13 protein-coding genes are annotated in these 16,601 nt (G+C 68.1%); 9 read left to right on the top strand and 4 right to left on the bottom strand.

Going from position 1 to position 16,601, the window contains the following annotated elements; all coding sequences use genetic code 11:
- Positions 1-37 precede the first annotated feature (37 nt).
- Positions 38-421 (bottom strand): tautomerase family protein, encoded by a 384-nt coding sequence (locus BLV92_RS30595; RefSeq protein WP_090552900.1) that lies wholly within the window; start codon positions 419-421, stop codon positions 38-40.
- Positions 422-632: 211 nt separating this feature from the next.
- Between BLV92_RS30595 and BLV92_RS30590 the strand changes: the two genes are divergently transcribed.
- On the top strand, positions 633-1,253 hold the full coding sequence (locus tag BLV92_RS30590) for a TetR/AcrR family transcriptional regulator (RefSeq protein ID WP_090552899.1): 621 nt from the start codon (positions 633-635) through the stop codon (positions 1,251-1,253).
- A gap of 45 nt (positions 1,254-1,298) precedes the next feature.
- Here BLV92_RS30590 and BLV92_RS30585 read toward each other — a convergent pair whose 3' ends face one another.
- Positions 1,299-1,526 (bottom strand): zinc ribbon domain-containing protein, encoded by a 228-nt coding sequence (locus BLV92_RS30585; protein ID WP_090552897.1) that lies wholly within the window; start codon positions 1,524-1,526, stop codon positions 1,299-1,301.
- Positions 1,527-1,624: 98 nt separating this feature from the next.
- On the bottom strand, positions 1,625-2,761 hold the full coding sequence (locus tag BLV92_RS30580; protein ID WP_090552896.1) for a glutathione-independent formaldehyde dehydrogenase: 1,137 nt from the start codon (positions 2,759-2,761) through the stop codon (positions 1,625-1,627).
- A 343-nt stretch (positions 2,762-3,104) separates the two neighbouring features.
- Here BLV92_RS30580 and BLV92_RS30575 point away from each other — a divergent pair, with 343 nt between their 5' ends.
- The 3 genes from BLV92_RS30575 to BLV92_RS30565 all read left to right on the top strand — a co-directional run bounded on the left by BLV92_RS30575 (position 3,105) and on the right by BLV92_RS30565 (position 7,051).
- A complete protein-coding gene (locus tag BLV92_RS30575) occupies positions 3,105-4,511 on the top strand; it encodes an MFS transporter (RefSeq protein ID WP_167627172.1) in 1,407 nt (468 codons plus the stop codon).
- A 193-nt stretch (positions 4,512-4,704) separates the two neighbouring features.
- Positions 4,705-5,526 (top strand): GntR family transcriptional regulator, encoded by an 822-nt coding sequence (locus BLV92_RS30570; protein ID WP_090553197.1) that lies wholly within the window; start codon positions 4,705-4,707, stop codon positions 5,524-5,526.
- 148 nt (positions 5,527-5,674) lie between these two features.
- Positions 5,675-7,051, top strand: a complete 1,377-nt coding sequence (locus tag BLV92_RS30565; RefSeq protein WP_090552894.1) for a GntT/GntP/DsdX family permease — start codon at positions 5,675-5,677, stop codon at positions 7,049-7,051.
- A gap of 65 nt (positions 7,052-7,116) precedes the next feature.
- Here BLV92_RS30565 and BLV92_RS30560 read toward each other — a convergent pair whose 3' ends face one another.
- Positions 7,117-8,196, bottom strand: coding sequence for a glycosyltransferase family 4 protein (locus tag BLV92_RS30560; protein WP_090552893.1), 1,080 nt, complete (start codon positions 8,194-8,196; stop codon positions 7,117-7,119).
- A gap of 534 nt (positions 8,197-8,730) precedes the next feature.
- Here BLV92_RS30560 and BLV92_RS30555 point away from each other — a divergent pair.
- From BLV92_RS30555 to BLV92_RS30535, 5 genes are all read left to right on the top strand, one after another.
- Complete coding sequence (locus BLV92_RS30555) at positions 8,731-12,381, top strand: hydantoinase B/oxoprolinase family protein (protein ID WP_244283982.1); 3,651 nt, start codon at positions 8,731-8,733, stop codon at positions 12,379-12,381.
- A gap of 105 nt (positions 12,382-12,486) precedes the next feature.
- A complete protein-coding gene (locus BLV92_RS30550) occupies positions 12,487-13,260 on the top strand; it encodes a DUF969 domain-containing protein (protein ID WP_090552890.1) in 774 nt (257 codons plus the stop codon).
- Positions 13,257-14,207 (top strand): DUF979 domain-containing protein, encoded by a 951-nt coding sequence (locus BLV92_RS30545; protein WP_090552888.1) that lies wholly within the window; start codon positions 13,257-13,259, stop codon positions 14,205-14,207. The genes BLV92_RS30550 and BLV92_RS30545 overlap by 4 nt, the downstream gene beginning before the upstream one ends.
- A 103-nt stretch (positions 14,208-14,310) precedes the next feature.
- Positions 14,311-15,243 carry a LysR family transcriptional regulator gene (locus BLV92_RS30540; RefSeq protein ID WP_090552887.1) on the top strand — a complete coding sequence of 311 codons (933 nt, stop codon included), beginning with the start codon at positions 14,311-14,313 and terminating at the stop codon, positions 15,241-15,243.
- Positions 15,244-15,489: 246 nt separating this feature from the next.
- On the top strand, positions 15,490-16,587 hold the full coding sequence (locus BLV92_RS30535) for a porin (RefSeq protein WP_090552885.1): 1,098 nt from the start codon (positions 15,490-15,492) through the stop codon (positions 16,585-16,587).
- Positions 16,588-16,601: the final 14 nt, after the last annotated feature.

Here is a 16,601-nt window from a genome sequence, read left to right as displayed (position 1 = left end):
AACACGCCGGGCAGCATCGCCGCCGCGGCGATCGCAGTCAAGTCGCGTACTGCGCGATTCCGTTGCCGAACGACCAGTTCTCCTTCTTCACCTCGACGAGGCCGATGAACACGTCCTCCTGCCGCACGCCGAGTTCCTTTTGCAGACCGTCGGCGATCGTGCGATAGAGCTTCTGTTTCTGCTCGACGGTGCGGCCTTCGTTGAGCGTGATCTGGATGATAACGATGCCGTCGGTCCGCGCGATGCCGAGATAGGTCGGGTCGTACACGAGATGGTGTTCGTCGTGCTCGTTCAGCACCTGGAAGTTGTCGTGATCGGGCACGTTGATCGCGCTCTTCATCGATTCGTAGACCACGTTGCCGACGCGCTTCACGTAGGTCGGGTCGGGATTGCGGCGGATGTCGATGCGGACAATGGGCATGATGAGCCTCCTGTACTGGGTTGACGACGGGGTGCGGCGACAGCGGCGACGCACGCTTAAATAAATGATGACCGTAATTTATTATGGCACGAAAAGACGCGAAGGGTAGCGACCGGTCCGTTCCCCCAGCAGCGTTTATGTCGCGCCGTCGCAGTGTAAAATATATGTCAATCCTCATTTATCAGGCGGAGACGTCAGGAGAGTCAGCACCATGCCACGAGTATCGAGGGCCGAGGCCGGGCGCAACCGCGCGGCGATCGAGCGGGCCGCGTCGCGGCTGATCCGCGAGCGCGGACTGGGCGTCAGCGTCGCCGACCTGATGGGCGCGGCGGGTCTCACGCATGGCGGCTTCTACGGACATTTCGAATCGAAGGGCGAACTGACCGCGATCGCGTGCGCGCATGCGTTTGCCGATTCCGCCGAACGCTGGCGCAGGCGGACCGCTGGCGCGACGGACGCGGCGCACGCGAAGGCGGCGCTGGTGCGCGGTTATCTGACGTCGTACAACCGTTCGACGCCGGGCAGCAGTTGCCCGATGGCCACGCTCGCGGCGGACGTCGCGCGCGAGGACGACGGCGCGCCGGTGCGGCGCGTGTTTCGCGACGGGCTGGAAGACCTGATCGGGATACTCGCCGCGGTGCAGCCGGAAGCGCAGGACGACGCGGAAGGCGGCCGCGCTGCGGCGCTCGCGGAGATTTCGACGCTGGTCGGCGCGCTGGTGCTCGCGCGCGCGACGAAGGGGAATGCGTTGTCGAACGAGATCATGGCCGCCGCGCGCCGGCAACTGCTTGGCGACGAGTCGGCCGAAAACGCGGAGGCCGCGCACGCATAGTGCATGCGGGCGGCCGGCGCTGTGCCTGGGGTGTGTGCGGCGCGACTACCCGCAGCAGGTGCAGCCGCCGACGTGCCGCATTCCGCCGTAACGGCCTTCGCCCGACGACGAGCCGCTGTCCGTCGCGCCGCTCGCGAGCGCGGGCGCGGCCACCGTCACGCGCTGCGCGTCGGCGCCGCAGCGCGGACAGCACAGCGCATCGTCGCGCTGCGCGATGCGGCGCACCGCGTCGAACACGCCGCAATCGGCGCACAGGTAATCATAGACAGGCATCGTGAGTCCCCAACGTTGAACGGAACGTTGCCGCGCCGGTTTTCGGACACGGCAACGCGCGCTTCGGCACGAACGCCTGGCGACGCCAGGCTGCACGATCAGGCGGCCGCCTTCAGCACCACCTTCGTCCAGCCTTCGGTGCGCGCGTCGAAGTGGCGATAACCTTCGGGCGCGCGGTCGAGCGGCAGTTCGTGCGAGATGATCTGCGACGGCCGCACCTTGCCGGCCGCGATCAGGTCGCGCAACTTGCGATTGTAGGCCTTTACGTTCGCCTGGCCGGTCGCGATATGCTGGCCTTTCATCCATAGCTGGCCGAAGTCGAGCGCGAGCACGCCGTTTTTCGCGAGATCGTCGGGCGAACCGGGGTCGCGCGCGACGAACACGCCGACCATGCCGATCCCGCCGGTCGGCCGCACCGCCTTCACCAGATTGTTCATCGTCAGGTTCGGCACTTCGCGGCCATGGCAACTGCACTGGTAACCGACGCATTCGCAGCCGCGGTCCGCGCCTTCGCCGCCGGTGAGCTTCAGGATCTGCTCGACCGACGAGCCGTCGCTGTCGTCCACCGGAATCGCGCCGAGCTTTTCCGCGAGCCGCAGCCGGTCCGGGTGCGAATCGATCACCATCACCTTGCTCGCCCCCTTGAGCTGCGCGGACAACGCGGCCATCAGCCCGACCGGCCCCGCGCCGTAGATCGCGACGCTGTCGCCGGGCTCGACTCCCGCGAGCACCGTCGCGTGATAGCCGGTCGGGAAGATGTCCGAGAGCAGCACGTAATCGTTTTCTTTTTCCTCCGCGTCGGGCGGCAGTTGCAGGCAGTTGAAGTCGCCGAACGGCACGCGTAGGTACTCGGCCTGGCCGCCGCTGTACGGACCCATGCCCGAGAACCCATAGGCCGCGCCGGCGGTGCCGGGGTTGGTCGTCAGGCAGAACCCGGTCAGTCCTTTTTCGCAGTTCTTGCAGAAGCCGCATGCGATGTTGAAAGGCATGCACACGCAGTCGCCTTTTTTCACGCGCTCGACGGCCGAGCCGGTCTCGACGACGACGCCGAGATTCTCGTGCCCGAGGATGCGGCCGGTTTCCATGTCGGTGCGTCCTTCGTACATGTGCAGGTCGGAGCCGCAGATGTTGGTCGTCGTGATCTTCACGAGCACGTCGGTCGGTTTTTCGATCTTCGCGTCGGGCATGTTCTTCACCGACACGTTGCGCGGGCCTTCGTAGACAACAGCTTTCACGTCGAATCTCCTTTCGCTCGCGGACCGCCGGGTCGCCTGCACGCGGGTCCGCGCGGGGGGAAGCCCGGCCCGACGTCGCGAGTTCCGGCGACGTCGCGCGAACGGGCGGGGCGCCGGCAATCGCGGTGTGCGGCGATTGCCGGCGCGGCGGCGACGCGAACGGAATTCGCATCGGCCGTTCCCGGTGCGCGCGTGCAGGGCGGGCGACCGGCGTCCGCCCGGTGAAATCCCCGTGTGGCTCGTCGCAATACTTGTATGGTAGATTCGCCACGGTCGGCGCGGCGAGCAGGCGCTGCCCGCGCCCGTGACGCACTGAACAGAAATCGTAAGGAGACATGCCGCGATGAATCCGGTCCATACCGCCACGCGTTCGCAGCACGACACGTCCATGCTGCGGCGGGTCGCGTTCGCTTCGACGATCGGCACCGCCGTCGAGTATTACGACTTCTTCGTGTACGGCACCGCCGCCGTGCTGGTGTTCGGGCAGAAGTTCTTTCCGGCCGGCGATCCGCTGATCGGCACGCTCGCCGCGTTCGCGACGTATGCAGTCGGTTTTCTCGCGCGGCCGCTCGGCGGCATCGTGTTCGGGCATTTCGGCGACCGCGTCGGCCGCAAGAAGGCGCTCGTCGTGACGATCCTGATCGTCGGCCTCGGCACGTTCGCGATCGGCCTGTTGCCTGACTATCAGTCGATCGGCCTGTGGGCGCCGGTCGCGCTGATCGTGATCCGCGTGTTGCAGGGGTTCGGCGTCGGCGGCGAGCAGGCGGGCGCGGTGCTGCTGACCGCCGAATATGCGCCGCCCGTCGCGCGCGGCTTCTTCGCGAGTCTCGTGCAACTGGGCGCGCCGGCGGGTTTCCTGATTCCCGCGGGCCTGTTCGCGCTGCTGACCGGATTGCTCACGCACGCACAACTGATCGACTGGGGCTGGCGGCTGCCGTTCCTCGGCAGCATCGTACTGGTCGCGGTGGGCCTCTACATCCGGTTGCGCACCGAGGAGTCGCCGGTCTTCCGCGAGATCCAGCAGACGAAGGCGGTCGAGTCGCGGCCGGTCGTCGAGGTCGTGCGCCAGTTCGGGCCGACCATCGTGAAGGGCGTCGGCGCGAAGCTGATCGAGGCCTGCACGTTCGCGATGTACACGATGATCGTGCTCGCGTACGGCAGCGTGCACGGCGTGAACCAGGCCATGCTGTTGCAGACGGTGATCGTCGCGGTGACGCTCGAACTGCTGACGATCCCGCTCGCGGACATGCTGTCGGACCGCATCGGCCGGCGCGCGACCTGTCTGCTCGGCGCGGCGCTGCACGTGCTGCTCGCGTATCCGCTCTTTCATGCGATCGACAGCGGCAGCCGCGTCGCGATCCAGATCGTGATGATTCTCGCGATCCCGGTCGGCCACAGCCTCTGTTATGCGCCGCAGGCCGCGCTGTTTCCGGAACTGTTCCCGGCGCGCGTGCGTTGCAGCGGCATCGCGCTGATCTGGCAGATCGGGTCGCTGCTCGGCAGCGGCGTGCTCGGCCTCGTCGCGGTGAAGCTGATCCAGTCCACGCACGGCGCGGCCGGCGCGCTGATCGCGTATGTGGTTGCGCTCGGCATCGTGTCGATGGTGTGCGTGTGGCTGCTGCCGGAATCGACGCCGCGCCGGCGCGGCGGCGCGGACCTGCACGACTGGGCGCATCGCGAGGAAGCGATGGCCGAGGCGGGGGCCGAAGCGCCCGTGGCGATGCCGGTTCCGTCCGCGCTTCAGCGTTGATCCGCACGGTCATGCGCGACTTCGCGACGGGGTCCAACTGTGTCTCGCGGCGGTTCTGGCGCGAGCCGGTTCGCAAGCCGCTGCATGGTAGTATCACGCGCACCCTGTATTGCCGGGCGCGGGTAGCGACGCGGCCCGCGCCATTCGCACGATCCGCACAACCCGCCCGCCGCTCACGCTCCCGCCGATGAAAATGCCTGTTCGCACTGCGCCCGGTTTAACCGACGACGCCGGTGCCGTCGCGCCGCGCCGACGCCGCCGCGTCGGTCACGCGATCGCCGGCGGCTCGGCGCTGCCGGACCTGACCGCGCAGGTATCGCACGACGCGCGCGAGTCAATCAGCCAGCAGATTTTCCGTGCGCTGCGCGATGCGATCTACACGGGCCAGTTGACGCCCGGCACGCCGCTGTCCGAGAAGGAAATCTCCGGGATGTTCAGCGTGTCGCGCCAGCCGGTGCGCGAGGCGTTCATCAAGCTCGTCGAGGCAGGGGTGCTGCAGGTGCTGCCGCAGCGCGGCACGCTCGTGAAGAAGATTTCGCCGCGCGAGGTGCGCGAAGGCCGCTTCATTCGCGAGGCGATCGAGGCGGCCGTCGTGCGCAAGGCGGCCGGATACATCACGGACGCGCAGTTGCGGGGCCTGGCCGACAACCTGCGCGGGCAGAAGGCGGCCGCGCGCTCGAACGACACCGCCGCGTTTCTCGCGCTCGACGAAGCGTTCCATCGCGGCATCGCGCAGGCGATCGACTGCACGGCGGCATGGGACAAGATCCAGGACCTCAAGGCGCAGATGGATCGCGTGCGTTATCTGAGCCTGCCGGACGTGTCGCCGCTCGATCTGCTGATTCGCCAGCACGCCAGGATTCTCGCCGCGCTGAAAGCGCACGATCCCGCCGACGCCGAAGCGGCGATGCGCACGCATCTGCGCGAGATCCTCGTGTCGCTCGGACCGGTCGCCGCGCGCAATCCCGCATGGTTCGACGCGGACGAGCCGGAAAGCGTGCCGCTGTCCGCCTGACGCGCGGCCGCCCGCCGTCAGGTCTCCCTGGTTTCCTGGCGTTCCGAAGCGGCTGCATGCGTTGCACCGCATCCGACTACAATCTCCGGTTTGCCGCCGGCGCGTCGCCGCGCCGGTCAGTACAACGACAACTCATTCCGGAGAAGATGTGCATCCGCTTGCCCCTCTGACGCCCTGGTCGGCCAGTGACACGCAACTCATTCTGTCCTGCCTGCTCGGCCTCGCGCTGATCGTCGTCTGCATCGCGTGGCTGAAGCTCGCGCCGTTCCTGTCGATACTCGGCGGCACGTTCGCGGCCGGCGCGGCCGCGGGCCTGCCGCTCGAAACCGTCGCCAGCTCGTTCAGCAAGGGCGCGGGCGCGCTGCTCGGCGACATCGGCATCATCATCGCGCTCGGCGCGATGCTCGGCGCGCTCGTCGCGGAATCCGGCGCGGCCGACCGGCTCGTGTCCACCATTCTCAAGCATTCGACGCCGCGCACGCTGCCGTGGCTGATGGCGGTCGTCGCGCTCATCATCGGGCTGCCGCTGTTCTTCGAGGTCGGACTCGTGATGATGGTGCCGATCATCTTCGTGATGGCGCGCCGCTCGGGCCAGCCGATCCTGCGCATCGCGATTCCCGCGCTCGCCGGCATGACGACGCTGCACGCGCTGCTGCCGCCGCATCCGGGTCCGCTGATCGCGGTGAGCGCGCTGCACGCGGATCTCGGCCTCACGCTCGGCTTCGGGCTGATCGTCGCGCTGCCGGTCGTCGTGCTCGCGGGGCCGCTGTACGGCGCGTGGCTGTCGAAGCGGCTGACCATCGGCGAGCCCGACGAGATGGGCCGGCTGTTCTCGCCGCGCACGGACACGCAGGACGGTCCGGGTTTCGGCGTGTCGCTGCTGACGATGCTGCTGCCGGTGCTGCTGATGCTCGGCCGCACGGTCGCGCGGCTGTGGCTCGGGCCGCACAGCCTGCTGTACGGCACGCTGAACTTCCTCGGCGAGCCGATCATCGCGCTCGGCCTGACAGTGCTGTTCGCGATCGTCGTGCTCGGCTGGTCGAACGGGATGTCGCGCGAGCAGGTCGGCAGCGTGCTGCGCAAGGGGCTGCCGCCGATCGCGGCGCTGCTGCTGACGATCGGCGCGGGCGGCGGGCTGAAGCAGACGCTCGTCGCGGCCGGCATCAGCGACACGATCAGCAAGATTTCGGAAGGCGGCCACCTGCCGCTGATCGTGCTCGCGTGGCTGATCGCGGTGGCGCTGCGCCAGGCGACCGGCTCCGCGACGGTCGCGACGACGACCACCGCCGGCATCGTCGCGCCGGTCGTCGCGGGGCTGAGCGCCTCGCATACCTCGCTGCTCGCGCTCGCGATCGGCGCGGGGTCGGTGTTCTTCTGCCACGTCAACGACGCGGGTTTCTGGATGATCCGCGAGTATTTCGGGCTGAAGCTCAAGGAGACCGTCTACGTGTGGTCGATTTTGCAGACGATCGTGTCGGTGGTCGGGCTCGCGCTGACGTTCGTGTTGTGGAACGTGTTCGCGTGAATCCGCGGTGCAGGACGCGTGTTGCCGCGCGCGACCGTTAGCGTCCGGAGCGGGCGGCGGCGGATCTATCCGATCGCCTGCCGCGCGATCGCCAGATAACGCTCGGCGGTGTCCTGCAAGCGGAAGCCGTCGAGCGGCCGGTGCGAACGCGGCTCGCGCAATGCGGCGACGAGCGCGCGGCCGTAACACGCCGGGTCCGACGTATCGACGAGTTGCACGCCGGGCCAGTCGCGCGCGAACGCGAACGCCGGCGCGAGGCTCGCGACGACCGGAATGCCCGACGCGAGGGCTTCGAGAAACGCGATGCCCTGCGCCTCGTTGCTCGACGGCATCACGAACACGCCCGATTCGTCGAGAATTTCGTCGACGCGCGTCATCGGCCCCACGATGTCGACGCGCGGCGCGATCCCCAGTTCGTTCGCCAGCGCGACGACGGCCGCGTGATACGCGCGGTCCTCGATCACGCCGCACAGCAGCAGCCGCGCGTCCGGCTCGGCTTCGAGCACCCGCGTGAACGCGCGCAGCGTTTCCAGTTGGCCTTTCTCCGGCACATAGCGGCCAATCTGCACGATCTGCTTCGACGGACCCGCGCCGGTATCGGCCATGTCGCGTGAAGCGGCGGCGCCCTTGCGGAACCGCGCGACGTCGATCCCGTTCGGCACGACGATCAGCGGCGGATGCCGGCCGATCGCATCCCGGTAATCGTCCACGTGCTTCTGCGACACGCCGATCACGGCTTTCGCGCGCCGCGACAGGATCTGCTCCGCGCGGCACAGCAGCGGGCTCACGACAAAATCGTTCACGCTCGAATGCATGACCCAGACGATCGGCACGCGCACCGGCAGCGCGCGCGCATACATCGCGGGGATCGTCGCGTGCGCGAACACCACGTCGGGATTGAAGCGCCGGATCGAACGGTACAGGAACAGCAGGCGGCCGACGCGCTCGTAGCGCCTGGCCGGGAAGTGGCACAGCACGCGGCTTTCGGCCAGTTCGTCGGTCGCCGCCGCGAAGTCGTCCTGCGCGGGCAGCAGCGACGTGACGCAGACCGCGTGGCCGCTGCGCTGATGGTCGATCGCGAGGCCCTTCACGAGCATTTCGGCGCCCGACAGCCGCGGCGCGAGGATCAACTGGAGGATACGCATGAGGTTCCGTGGGAGTCCGTGCGGGGTCCGGGGCGGCGCGGACGCAGCGGGTTTACGCGTTCCGCGTCGCCACCTCGAAAAATAAGGTGCGCGGCGGGGATCGCGCTCGCCAAGCTTTAGCGGTTTTCGGACGGGCAACGGGCGGCGCGCTGGCGGGCATGAGGCGCGCAGAAGGCGCGCGGTGTCCGAAACGGCCTGGCCCTTGTCGGACCATCGCTCACCATTGCCGCGCCGTTCGCGCGAAATCCGGCCCATCCGGCGGCGAAAAAACGATCGTGCGGATTCCTCCATACCCCCGGGAAAACCCCGGTTCCAGGACCGCCCCGCCGGCCCGGAACCCCGCGCCGGCGGGGCCTCCCGCCGGAATAGCATTTCCTTATACCGCGGATTTATTTTTCTCCCTCGACGCGATTTGAGCGCTGCGCAGACAATCCGCCCCAGCACAACACGGGCTGGCCGCGGCGGACGCGATCCGGCGCCGGCCGCCGAACGCGCACGGAGATGAACGGTATGGAAGTCACGCAGGAAAACGCTATGAACCCGCAACCGGCGAACCTCGCCGCGGACGACGGCCGCTGGCAGTTCTGGGTCGATCGCGGCGGCACGTTCACCGACATCGTCGCGCGCCGGCCGGACGGCCGGCTCGTCACGCACAAGCTGCTGTCCGAAAACCCCGAGCGTTATCGCGACGCGGTCGTGCAGGGGATGCGCGACCTGCTCGGCCTCGGCGCGGGCGAGCCGCTGCCGCAGCACCTGATCGAGGTCGTGAAGATGGGCACCACGGTGGCGACCAATGCGCTGCTCGAACGCAAGGGCGCGCGCACGCTGCTCGCGATCACGCGCGGTTTCGCGGATCAACTGCGGATCGGCTACCAGGAGCGGCCGGACATCTTCGCACGCCATATCGAACTGCCCGCGCAGATGTACGAGCGGGTGGTCGAGATCGACGAGCGCATCGACGCGCAGGGCGCGGTGCTGCGTTCGCTCGACGAAGACGCGGCCCGCCGCGCGCTGACCGCCGCGCGCGAAAGCGGCATCACGTCGATCGCGATCGTGCTGATGCACGGCTACCGCTTCCCGCAGCACGAACTGCGCGTCGCGGAACTCGCGCGCGAATGCGGCTTCACGCAGGTGTCGGTCAGTCATCAGGTGAGCCCGCTGATGAAGCTGGTCGGGCGCGGCGACACGACCGTCGTCGATGCGTATCTGTCGCCGGTGTTGCAGGACTATGTCGATCGCGTGTCGCAGCACACCGGCTCGGTGCGGCTGATGTTCATGCAGTCGAGCGGCGGCCTCGTGGACGCCGGGCGTTTTCGCGGCAAGGACGCGATCCTGTCCGGGCCGGCCGGCGGCATCGTCGGCGCGGTGCGCACCAGCGAGGCGGCCGGCGAGTACAAGGTAATCGGCTTCGACATGGGCGGCACGTCCACCGACGTCGCGCATTACGACGGCGCGTACGAGCGCGTGTTCGAAACCCAGGTGGCGGGCGTGCGCGTGCGCGCGCCGATGATGGACATTCACACGGTCGCGGCCGGCGGCGGCTCGATCTGCAGTTTCGAGAACGGCCGCTTCAAGGTCGGCCCGGAATCGGCCGGCGCGTACCCGGGGCCGGCGAGCTATCGCAACGGCGGCCCGCTGACGGTCACCGACTGCAACGTGATGCTTGGCCGCGTGCAGCCCGGTCATTTCCCGCACGTGTTCGGCCCGAACGGCGACCAGCCGCTCGACGTGGAGATCGTGCGCCGCAGGTTCGCGGAACTCGCGCAGCAGGTCGAGCGCGACACGGGCCGCACGATGAGCGCGGAAGCGGTCGCGGAAGGTTTCCTCGCGGTCGCGGTCGACAACATGGCGCAGGCGATCAAGACGATCTCGGTCGAGCGCGGCCACGACGTGTCCGACTACGCGCTGTGCGCGTTCGGCGGCGCGGGCGGCCAGCACGCGTGCGAGGTCGCGGACGCGCTCGGGATGCGGCGCATCGTGCTGCATCCGTTCGCGGGCGTGTTGTCCGCGTTCGGCATGGGGCTCGCGGACCTGCGCGTGCTGCGCGAGCGCGCGGTCGAGGCGGCGCTCGACGCGGCGACGGTCGGCGCGCTGGACGCCCAGTTCGACGCGCTCGAACACGACGCGATCGAGGCGATCGTCGCTCAGCGGGTGCCGCGCGAACGCACCGAGGCATCGCGCGGCGCGCGGCTCAAGTATCAGAACACCGATTCGACGCTCGAAGTGCCGTTTGCCGACGCGGCAACGATGAAACACGCGTTCGAGACGCTGCATCGCAAGCGTTACGGCTTCGCAATGCCGACCAAGCCGCTGATCGTCGAATCGATCGTCGTCGAGGCGATTGGCCTGACCGATCCGCCGACGCTGCACGGCGCGGTCCCGCGCGTCGCGAACGCCACGTCCGTTACGCCCGCCGACGCACGCGCGACGATGGTCGTCGGCGGCCGCGCGGCGGCGGTGCCGCTGCACGCGCGCCGCGACCTCGCGGTCGGCGCGCGGCTCGACGGTCCTGCGCTCATTACCGAGGAAATCTCGACGATCGTGCTGCAACCCGGCTGGTCCGCGCTCGTGCTCGAAGACGGCACGCTGCGGCTCGAAAAAAGCGCGGACGCGGCCGGCGCCGCGCAGTCCGCCGCGCACGCGATCACGACCGCGCGCCATCCGGTGCATCTGGAGATCTTCAACAACATCTTCATGTCGATCGCGCAGCAGATGGGCGTGACGCTCGAAAAGACCTCGTACTCGGTCAACATGAAGGAGCGGCTCGACTTCTCGTGCGCGATCTTCGACCGCGACGGCGGGCTGATCGCGAACGCGCCGCACATTCCGGTGCACCTCGGCTCGATGAGCGACAGCGTGCTGAGCGTGATCCGCGAGCATGGCGATTCGATGCGGCGCGGCGACGTGTTCATGCTGAACGTGCCGTACAACGGCGGCACGCACCTGCCGGACATCACGGTCGTGATGCCGGTCTACGGCGAGCGCGACGACCTGCTGTTCTACGTGGCCGCGCGCGGCCATCACGGCGACGTCGGCGGCATCACGCCGGGCTCGATGCCGCCGAACAGCACGACGATCGAGGAAGAGGGCGTGCTGCTCGACAACGTGAAGATCGTCGAGGCGGGCGCGTTCCTCGAACCGGCGGTGCGCTTGCTGTTCGCGACCGGCCCGTATCCGAGCCGCAACATCGACCAGAACATCGCGGACCTGACCGCGCAGATCGCCGCGTGCGAATGCGGCGCGACCGAACTGCTGCGCGCGGTGTCGCGCTACGGCGCGGACGTCGTGCTCGCGTACATGGGCCACGTGCAGGACAACGCGGAGGACGCGGTGCGCAACGCGATCGCGTCGCTGTCGGACGGCGCGTTTACGTACGAGATGGACGACGGCGCGCAGATCCGCGTGAACGTGACGATCGACCGCGAGCGGCGCGTCGCGCGGGTGGACTTCACCGGCACGAGCGAGCAGCGCGGCACCAACTTCAACGCGCCGGGCTCGGTGTGCAAGGCGGCGGTGCTGTACGTGTTCCGCACGCTGCTGACCGACGACATCCCGATGAACGAAGGCGTGCTGCGCCCGATCGAGATCGTGATTCCGCACGGCTCGATGCTGAACCCGGTTTATCCGGCGGCGGTCGTCGCGGGCAACGTCGAGGTGTCGCAGTCGATCACCGACGCGCTGTACGGCGCGCTGAACGTGATGGCCGGCTCGCAGGGGACGATGAACAACTTCACGTTCGGCGACGACGCGCAACAGTACTACGAGACGATCGCCGGCGGCTCCGGCGCGGGGCGCGCGCATCCGGGCACGTCGGCGGTGCAGACGCACATGACGAACTCGCGGATGACCGACCCCGAGGTGATCGAATGGCGCTTCCCGGTGATCGTCGAGCAGCACGCGATCCGCTGGGGCAGCGGCGGCGCCGGCGAGCAGCCGGGCGGCGACGGCGCGGTGCGGCGCATCCGCTTCACGCGGACCATGACCGCGAACATCCTCGCGAACCGCCGCCGCGTGCCGCCGTTCGGGCTCGCGGGCGGCGAGAACGGCAGCGTCGGCCGCAACTGGATCGAGCGCGCGGGCGGCGAAGTCGATCACTTCGGCGCGACGCACACGGCGACGGTCCATCCGGGCGACGTGTTCGTGATCGAAACGCCCGGCGGCGGCGGTTACGGCCGCGCCGGCTGAAAGAGAACAACAGCGCGCGGCGGCAACGCAAGGAAAGCGCGCGATGTCGGCCGTCCCGCCCATCCGGCGGGACGTTTACCACCCGCTGCACCTGGAGAACCTTCGATGCAATCCGCAGTGAACCTGTATCCGCTGATCGGCGTGGCCGTGATCGTTGTCGGTTTCGTGCTGCGCTTCAATCCGATGCTGATCGTCACGCTGGCGGCGATCGCAACCGGTTTTGCCGCGCATTTTCCGCTCGACCGCATTTTCGTCGCGATCGGCAGCGGCTTCGTGAAAACCCGTGTGATCCCGCTCATCATCCTGTTGCCGCTCGCGGTGATCGGCCTGCTGGAGCGGCACGGCCTGCGCGAGCGCGCGCAGATCTGGATCGGCGGCATCCGCGCGGCGACGCCGGGCCGGCTGCTGGTCGCGTATCTGTTCGTGCGCGAGATCACCGCCGCGCTCGGTCTGACCGGCCTCGGCGGCCATCCGCAGATGGTCCGCCCGCTCGTCGCGCCGATGGCCGAGGGCGCGGCCGAGGCGCGTTACGGCAAGCTGACCGACGCGGTGCGCTACCGGCTGCGCGCATTCGCGGCGTCGGCGGACAACGTGGGCCTGTTCTTCGGCGAGGACGTGTTCGTCGCGTTCGGCGCGATCGTGCTGATGGTCACGTTCCTGAAGGAAGCGGGGATCGCGGTCGAGCCGATGCGCGTCGCGCTGTGGGGGATGCCGACCGCGCTCGCGGCGTTCATCGTCCACGGCTTCCGGCTGTACCGCCTCGACGGCTGGCTCGCCCGCCATGCTTCGTCATCCTCCTCTTCTTCAACGCCCGCGTCCGCGCCTTCGGATCGCGATGCGGGTGCGGACACCGTTCACGCGCACGGAGAAAACGCATGATCGTCTCGCTCAATCTGTTCTTCTGGCTGCTCGGCCTGCTGCTGTTCGTGATCGGCGGGATCATTGTCAGCGATCGCGAGCATCCGAAGCGGTTCCTCGCCGGTGGCTTCTGGATCGTCTACGGCGTGATCTTCCTCGCCGGCGACCAGTTGCCGGCCGACGTGGTCGGCGTGCTCGTCGTCGCGATGGCGGTAGTGGCCGGCTTCGGCGGCGTGGTCGGCGCGAAGCCGAAGGTGCCGGCCGAGGAAGAGCGGCGCGCGAGCGCGCTGCGCCACGGCAACCGGCTGTTCCTGCCCGCGCTGACGATTCCGCTCGTCGCCGTGGCCGGCACGCTGCTCGCGCCGCATCTCGTGTTCGGCGGCGTCGCGCTGATCGATCCGAAGAACGCGACGCTCGCGTCGTTCGGCATCGGCTGCGTGATCGCGTTCGCGTTCGCATGCCGGCTGACGCGCGATTCGGCGGCGCAGGGCGTGAAGGAGGCGCGCCGGCTGGTCGATGCGCTGTCGTGGGCGGTCGTGCTGCCGCAGATGCTCGGCATGCTCGGCCTCGTGTTCGCGGACGCGGGCGTCGGCAAGGCGGTCGCGCATCTGACCACGTCGTACATCGACCTCGACTATCGTTTTGTCGCGGTCGTCGTGTATTGCGTCGGCATGGCGCTGTTCACGATCATCATGGGCAACGGCTTCGCCGCGTTCCCGGTGATGACGGGCGGCGTCGGCGTGCCGGTGCTGATCGGCGTGTTCCATGGCAACCCGGCGCCGATGGTCGCGATCGGCATGTTCTCCGGCTATTGCGGCACGCTGCTCACGCCGATGGCCGCGAACTACAACATCGTGCCGGCCGCGCTGCTGGAACTGCCGGACCGGTACGGCGTGATCCGCGCGCAGGCGCCCACCGCGCTCGCGCTGCTGGTCATCAATATATTTCTGTTGAATACTCTGCTGTAGGCGCACGCGGCGCGACGCGCTGCGGCTATAGGGAGAACGCGAAGGCCGGGCTTGCACGCGCAACCCGGCCTTCGCGCATTGGCATCGACGGGGGAGGCGTAGCGTGAATCTGAAGTTCCTCGAAACGTTCATCTGGGTGGCAAAACTGCGCAGTTTCAGCCTCGCGGCGGAGAAACTGCATTCGACGCAGGCGGCGATTTCGAGCCGCATCTCGGTGCTGGAGCAGGAACTCGGCGCGAAGCTGTTCAAGCGCGAGCCCAAGGGCGTCACGCTGACGCGCGAAGGCGAGCGGGTGCTGCGGCACGCGGAGCAGGTCAGCCAGTCGATGACGCAGCTCTACGAATCGTTGCAGGGCGAGAAGTTCGCGTACGGCACGATCCGGATCGGCGCGATGGACAGCGCGATCCATTCGTGGTTCGTCGATTTCGTCGCGGACGTGATGGCCCATTATCCGAATCTCGACATCGAAGTCACGTCGGAAACGGCGCTGAACCTGAACGAGCAGTTGCGGCGCGGGATGCTCGACATGGTGATCCAGACCGACATGCTGCGCGACGAGACGATCCGCAGCGTCGAAGTGCTCGAACTGTCGGTCGGCTGGATCGCGGCTGCGAACACGCCGATCGACGGGCTGCGGCCCGACGAATCGGCGACGTCCGCGCTGCGGCGGCTCGGCAACGAGCGGCTCATTACGTACTCCCGCCATTCGCGGCCGCACCAGGACCTGCTGCGGCTGATGCAGTCGTACGGCATCAGCGAGGCGCGCGTGAGCTGCGTGAACTCGGTGGCCGCGATGATCCAGCTCACGCAGGCCGGTTTCGGCGTCGCGGCGATGCCGCCGGCGCTGGTGCCGATGCCGCTCGAAAAAGGCGTGCTGCGGCGGCTCGAAGGGCTGGAGGTGCCGCCGCCGCTGCCGTTCGTGATCGCGTGGCGCACCGGCACCGACTGGACCGAGCGGCTCGTGGAGATCGCCATCGAAACGGTGCGCAAGTACGCGGCGCGGCTCGGCGAGGACGCCGCGCGCATCGTCGTCTAGGCGCGCGCCGTCCGTTGCGCCGGTATTCGAATTCCTTATACGGCCGATTTAAATTTCGAGTTCGACCTGTCCCGCACGTTGCATAAAAATTTGCCGTGCTCGGGGACATGTCGTGCGTGACCGCATCGCGGCACAGCACGGCATGGGGCAAGGGCTGCTTCGCAAAGCGCAGGCTTTTCGATGCAGCGGGTCGAGAGCCGCAGGCAACCAGCCGCCGCGGTTCGAATAAATCGATAAGGAACTCGAATGAAAAGAATCATCAGCGGGGCAGGCCTGGCGTTGATCTGCTGCGCCGCGCATGCGCAGTCGAGCGTCACGTTGTACGGCTTGATCGACGAAGCGGTGCGTTTCCAGACTTCCGGCGCGGGCAACACGTTCGGCATGAACGAAGGCGCGGTCAACGGCAACCGCTTCGGCCTGAAGGGCGTCGAGGAACTCGGCGGCGGCACGCGCGCGATCTTCCAGCTCGAATCGGGCTTCAACATCGCGACCGGCAAGTCGGACCAGCAGTCGCAGCTATTTGGCCGCTTCGCGTGGGTCGGGTTGCAGAACGACACGTTCGGCACGCTGAAGGCCGGACGCCAGTACGGCGGCATCTACAACTTCTACGCATTCAACTTCGATCCGATCGGCGGCGGCAACATCAACGCGACCGACTGGTCGCTGTTCCTCGTCGGCATCCGCTTCGACAACACGCTGCAATACGAAAACCGCTTCGGCCCGGTTGCGCTGCAGGTGCAGCGTTCGTTCGGCGGCCAGCCGGGCAGCAACGCGGCGGGCAGCACGACCACCGCGTCGCTGATCTACAACTTCAACGGCGGCAAGGTCGGCGTCGCGGGCGCGGAGTCGAAGGACGGCGGCGGTCACAAGCTGGTCGTCGGCTCGCTCGGCGGCACCTACGCGTGGGGACCGCTCGGCCTGTACCTGTACGGGATCGACGCGCGCCGCGACGCGGGTTTCTCGGTCGGCGCGACGAACACCAGCGCGCCGCTCGCGAACACGAACATCATCAGCAACGTGACGACCGTATCCGGCGCGCAGACGAGCGCGCGCAACGACGTGTTCGTGCGCGTCGGCGCGACGTATCAGCTCGCGCCGCAATGGCGCTTCATCGCGTCGTATGCGTACGACCACGCGAACAACGTCGCACCGGGCCGCAGCGGCACGACCCAGACCGTGTACGGGATCGCCGACTACATCCTCAGCAAGCGCACCGACGTGTACGTCGAAGTCGATCACAGCCATCTGTCCGGCGCGTCGGTCGATGATCCGAACGGTCCGCTGACGTTCGCCGGCAAGGCGAACAACTTCGGCGCGAGCGTCAGCCTGCGCACGCTGTTCTGAGCAGGGTCATGGAG

It is taken from the genome of Paraburkholderia caballeronis (genome assembly GCF_900104845.1).
GTDB lineage: Bacteria > Pseudomonadota > Gammaproteobacteria > Burkholderiales > Burkholderiaceae > Paraburkholderia > Paraburkholderia caballeronis.
This window is presented reverse-complemented; position numbering and strand designations above follow the sequence as displayed.

Bases quoted from the DNA above. Each gene is read 5' to 3' on its own strand.
- BLV92_RS30570 (WP_090553197.1), top strand. From the start codon at position 4,705: ATGCCTGTTCGCACTGCGCCCGGTTTAACCGACGACGCCGGTGCCGTC.
- BLV92_RS30590 (WP_090552899.1), top strand. From the start codon at position 633: ATGCCACGAGTATCGAGGGCCGAGGCCGGGCGCAACCGCGCGGCGATC.
- BLV92_RS30560 (WP_090552893.1), bottom strand. From the start codon at position 8,196: ATGCGTATCCTCCAGTTGATCCTCGCGCCGCGGCTGTCGGGCGCCGAA.
- BLV92_RS30595 (WP_090552900.1), bottom strand. From the start codon at position 421: ATGCCCATTGTCCGCATCGACATCCGCCGCAATCCCGACCCGACCTAC.
- BLV92_RS30555 (WP_244283982.1), top strand. From the start codon at position 8,731: ATGAACCCGCAACCGGCGAACCTCGCCGCGGACGACGGCCGCTGGCAG.
- BLV92_RS30550 (WP_090552890.1), top strand. From the start codon at position 12,487: ATGCAATCCGCAGTGAACCTGTATCCGCTGATCGGCGTGGCCGTGATC.
- BLV92_RS30545 (WP_090552888.1), top strand. From the start codon at position 13,257: ATGATCGTCTCGCTCAATCTGTTCTTCTGGCTGCTCGGCCTGCTGCTG.
- BLV92_RS30535 (WP_090552885.1), top strand. From the start codon at position 15,490: ATGAAAAGAATCATCAGCGGGGCAGGCCTGGCGTTGATCTGCTGCGCC.
- BLV92_RS30585 (WP_090552897.1), bottom strand. From the start codon at position 1,526: ATGCCTGTCTATGATTACCTGTGCGCCGATTGCGGCGTGTTCGACGCG.
- BLV92_RS30575 (WP_167627172.1), top strand. From the start codon at position 3,105: ATGAATCCGGTCCATACCGCCACGCGTTCGCAGCACGACACGTCCATG.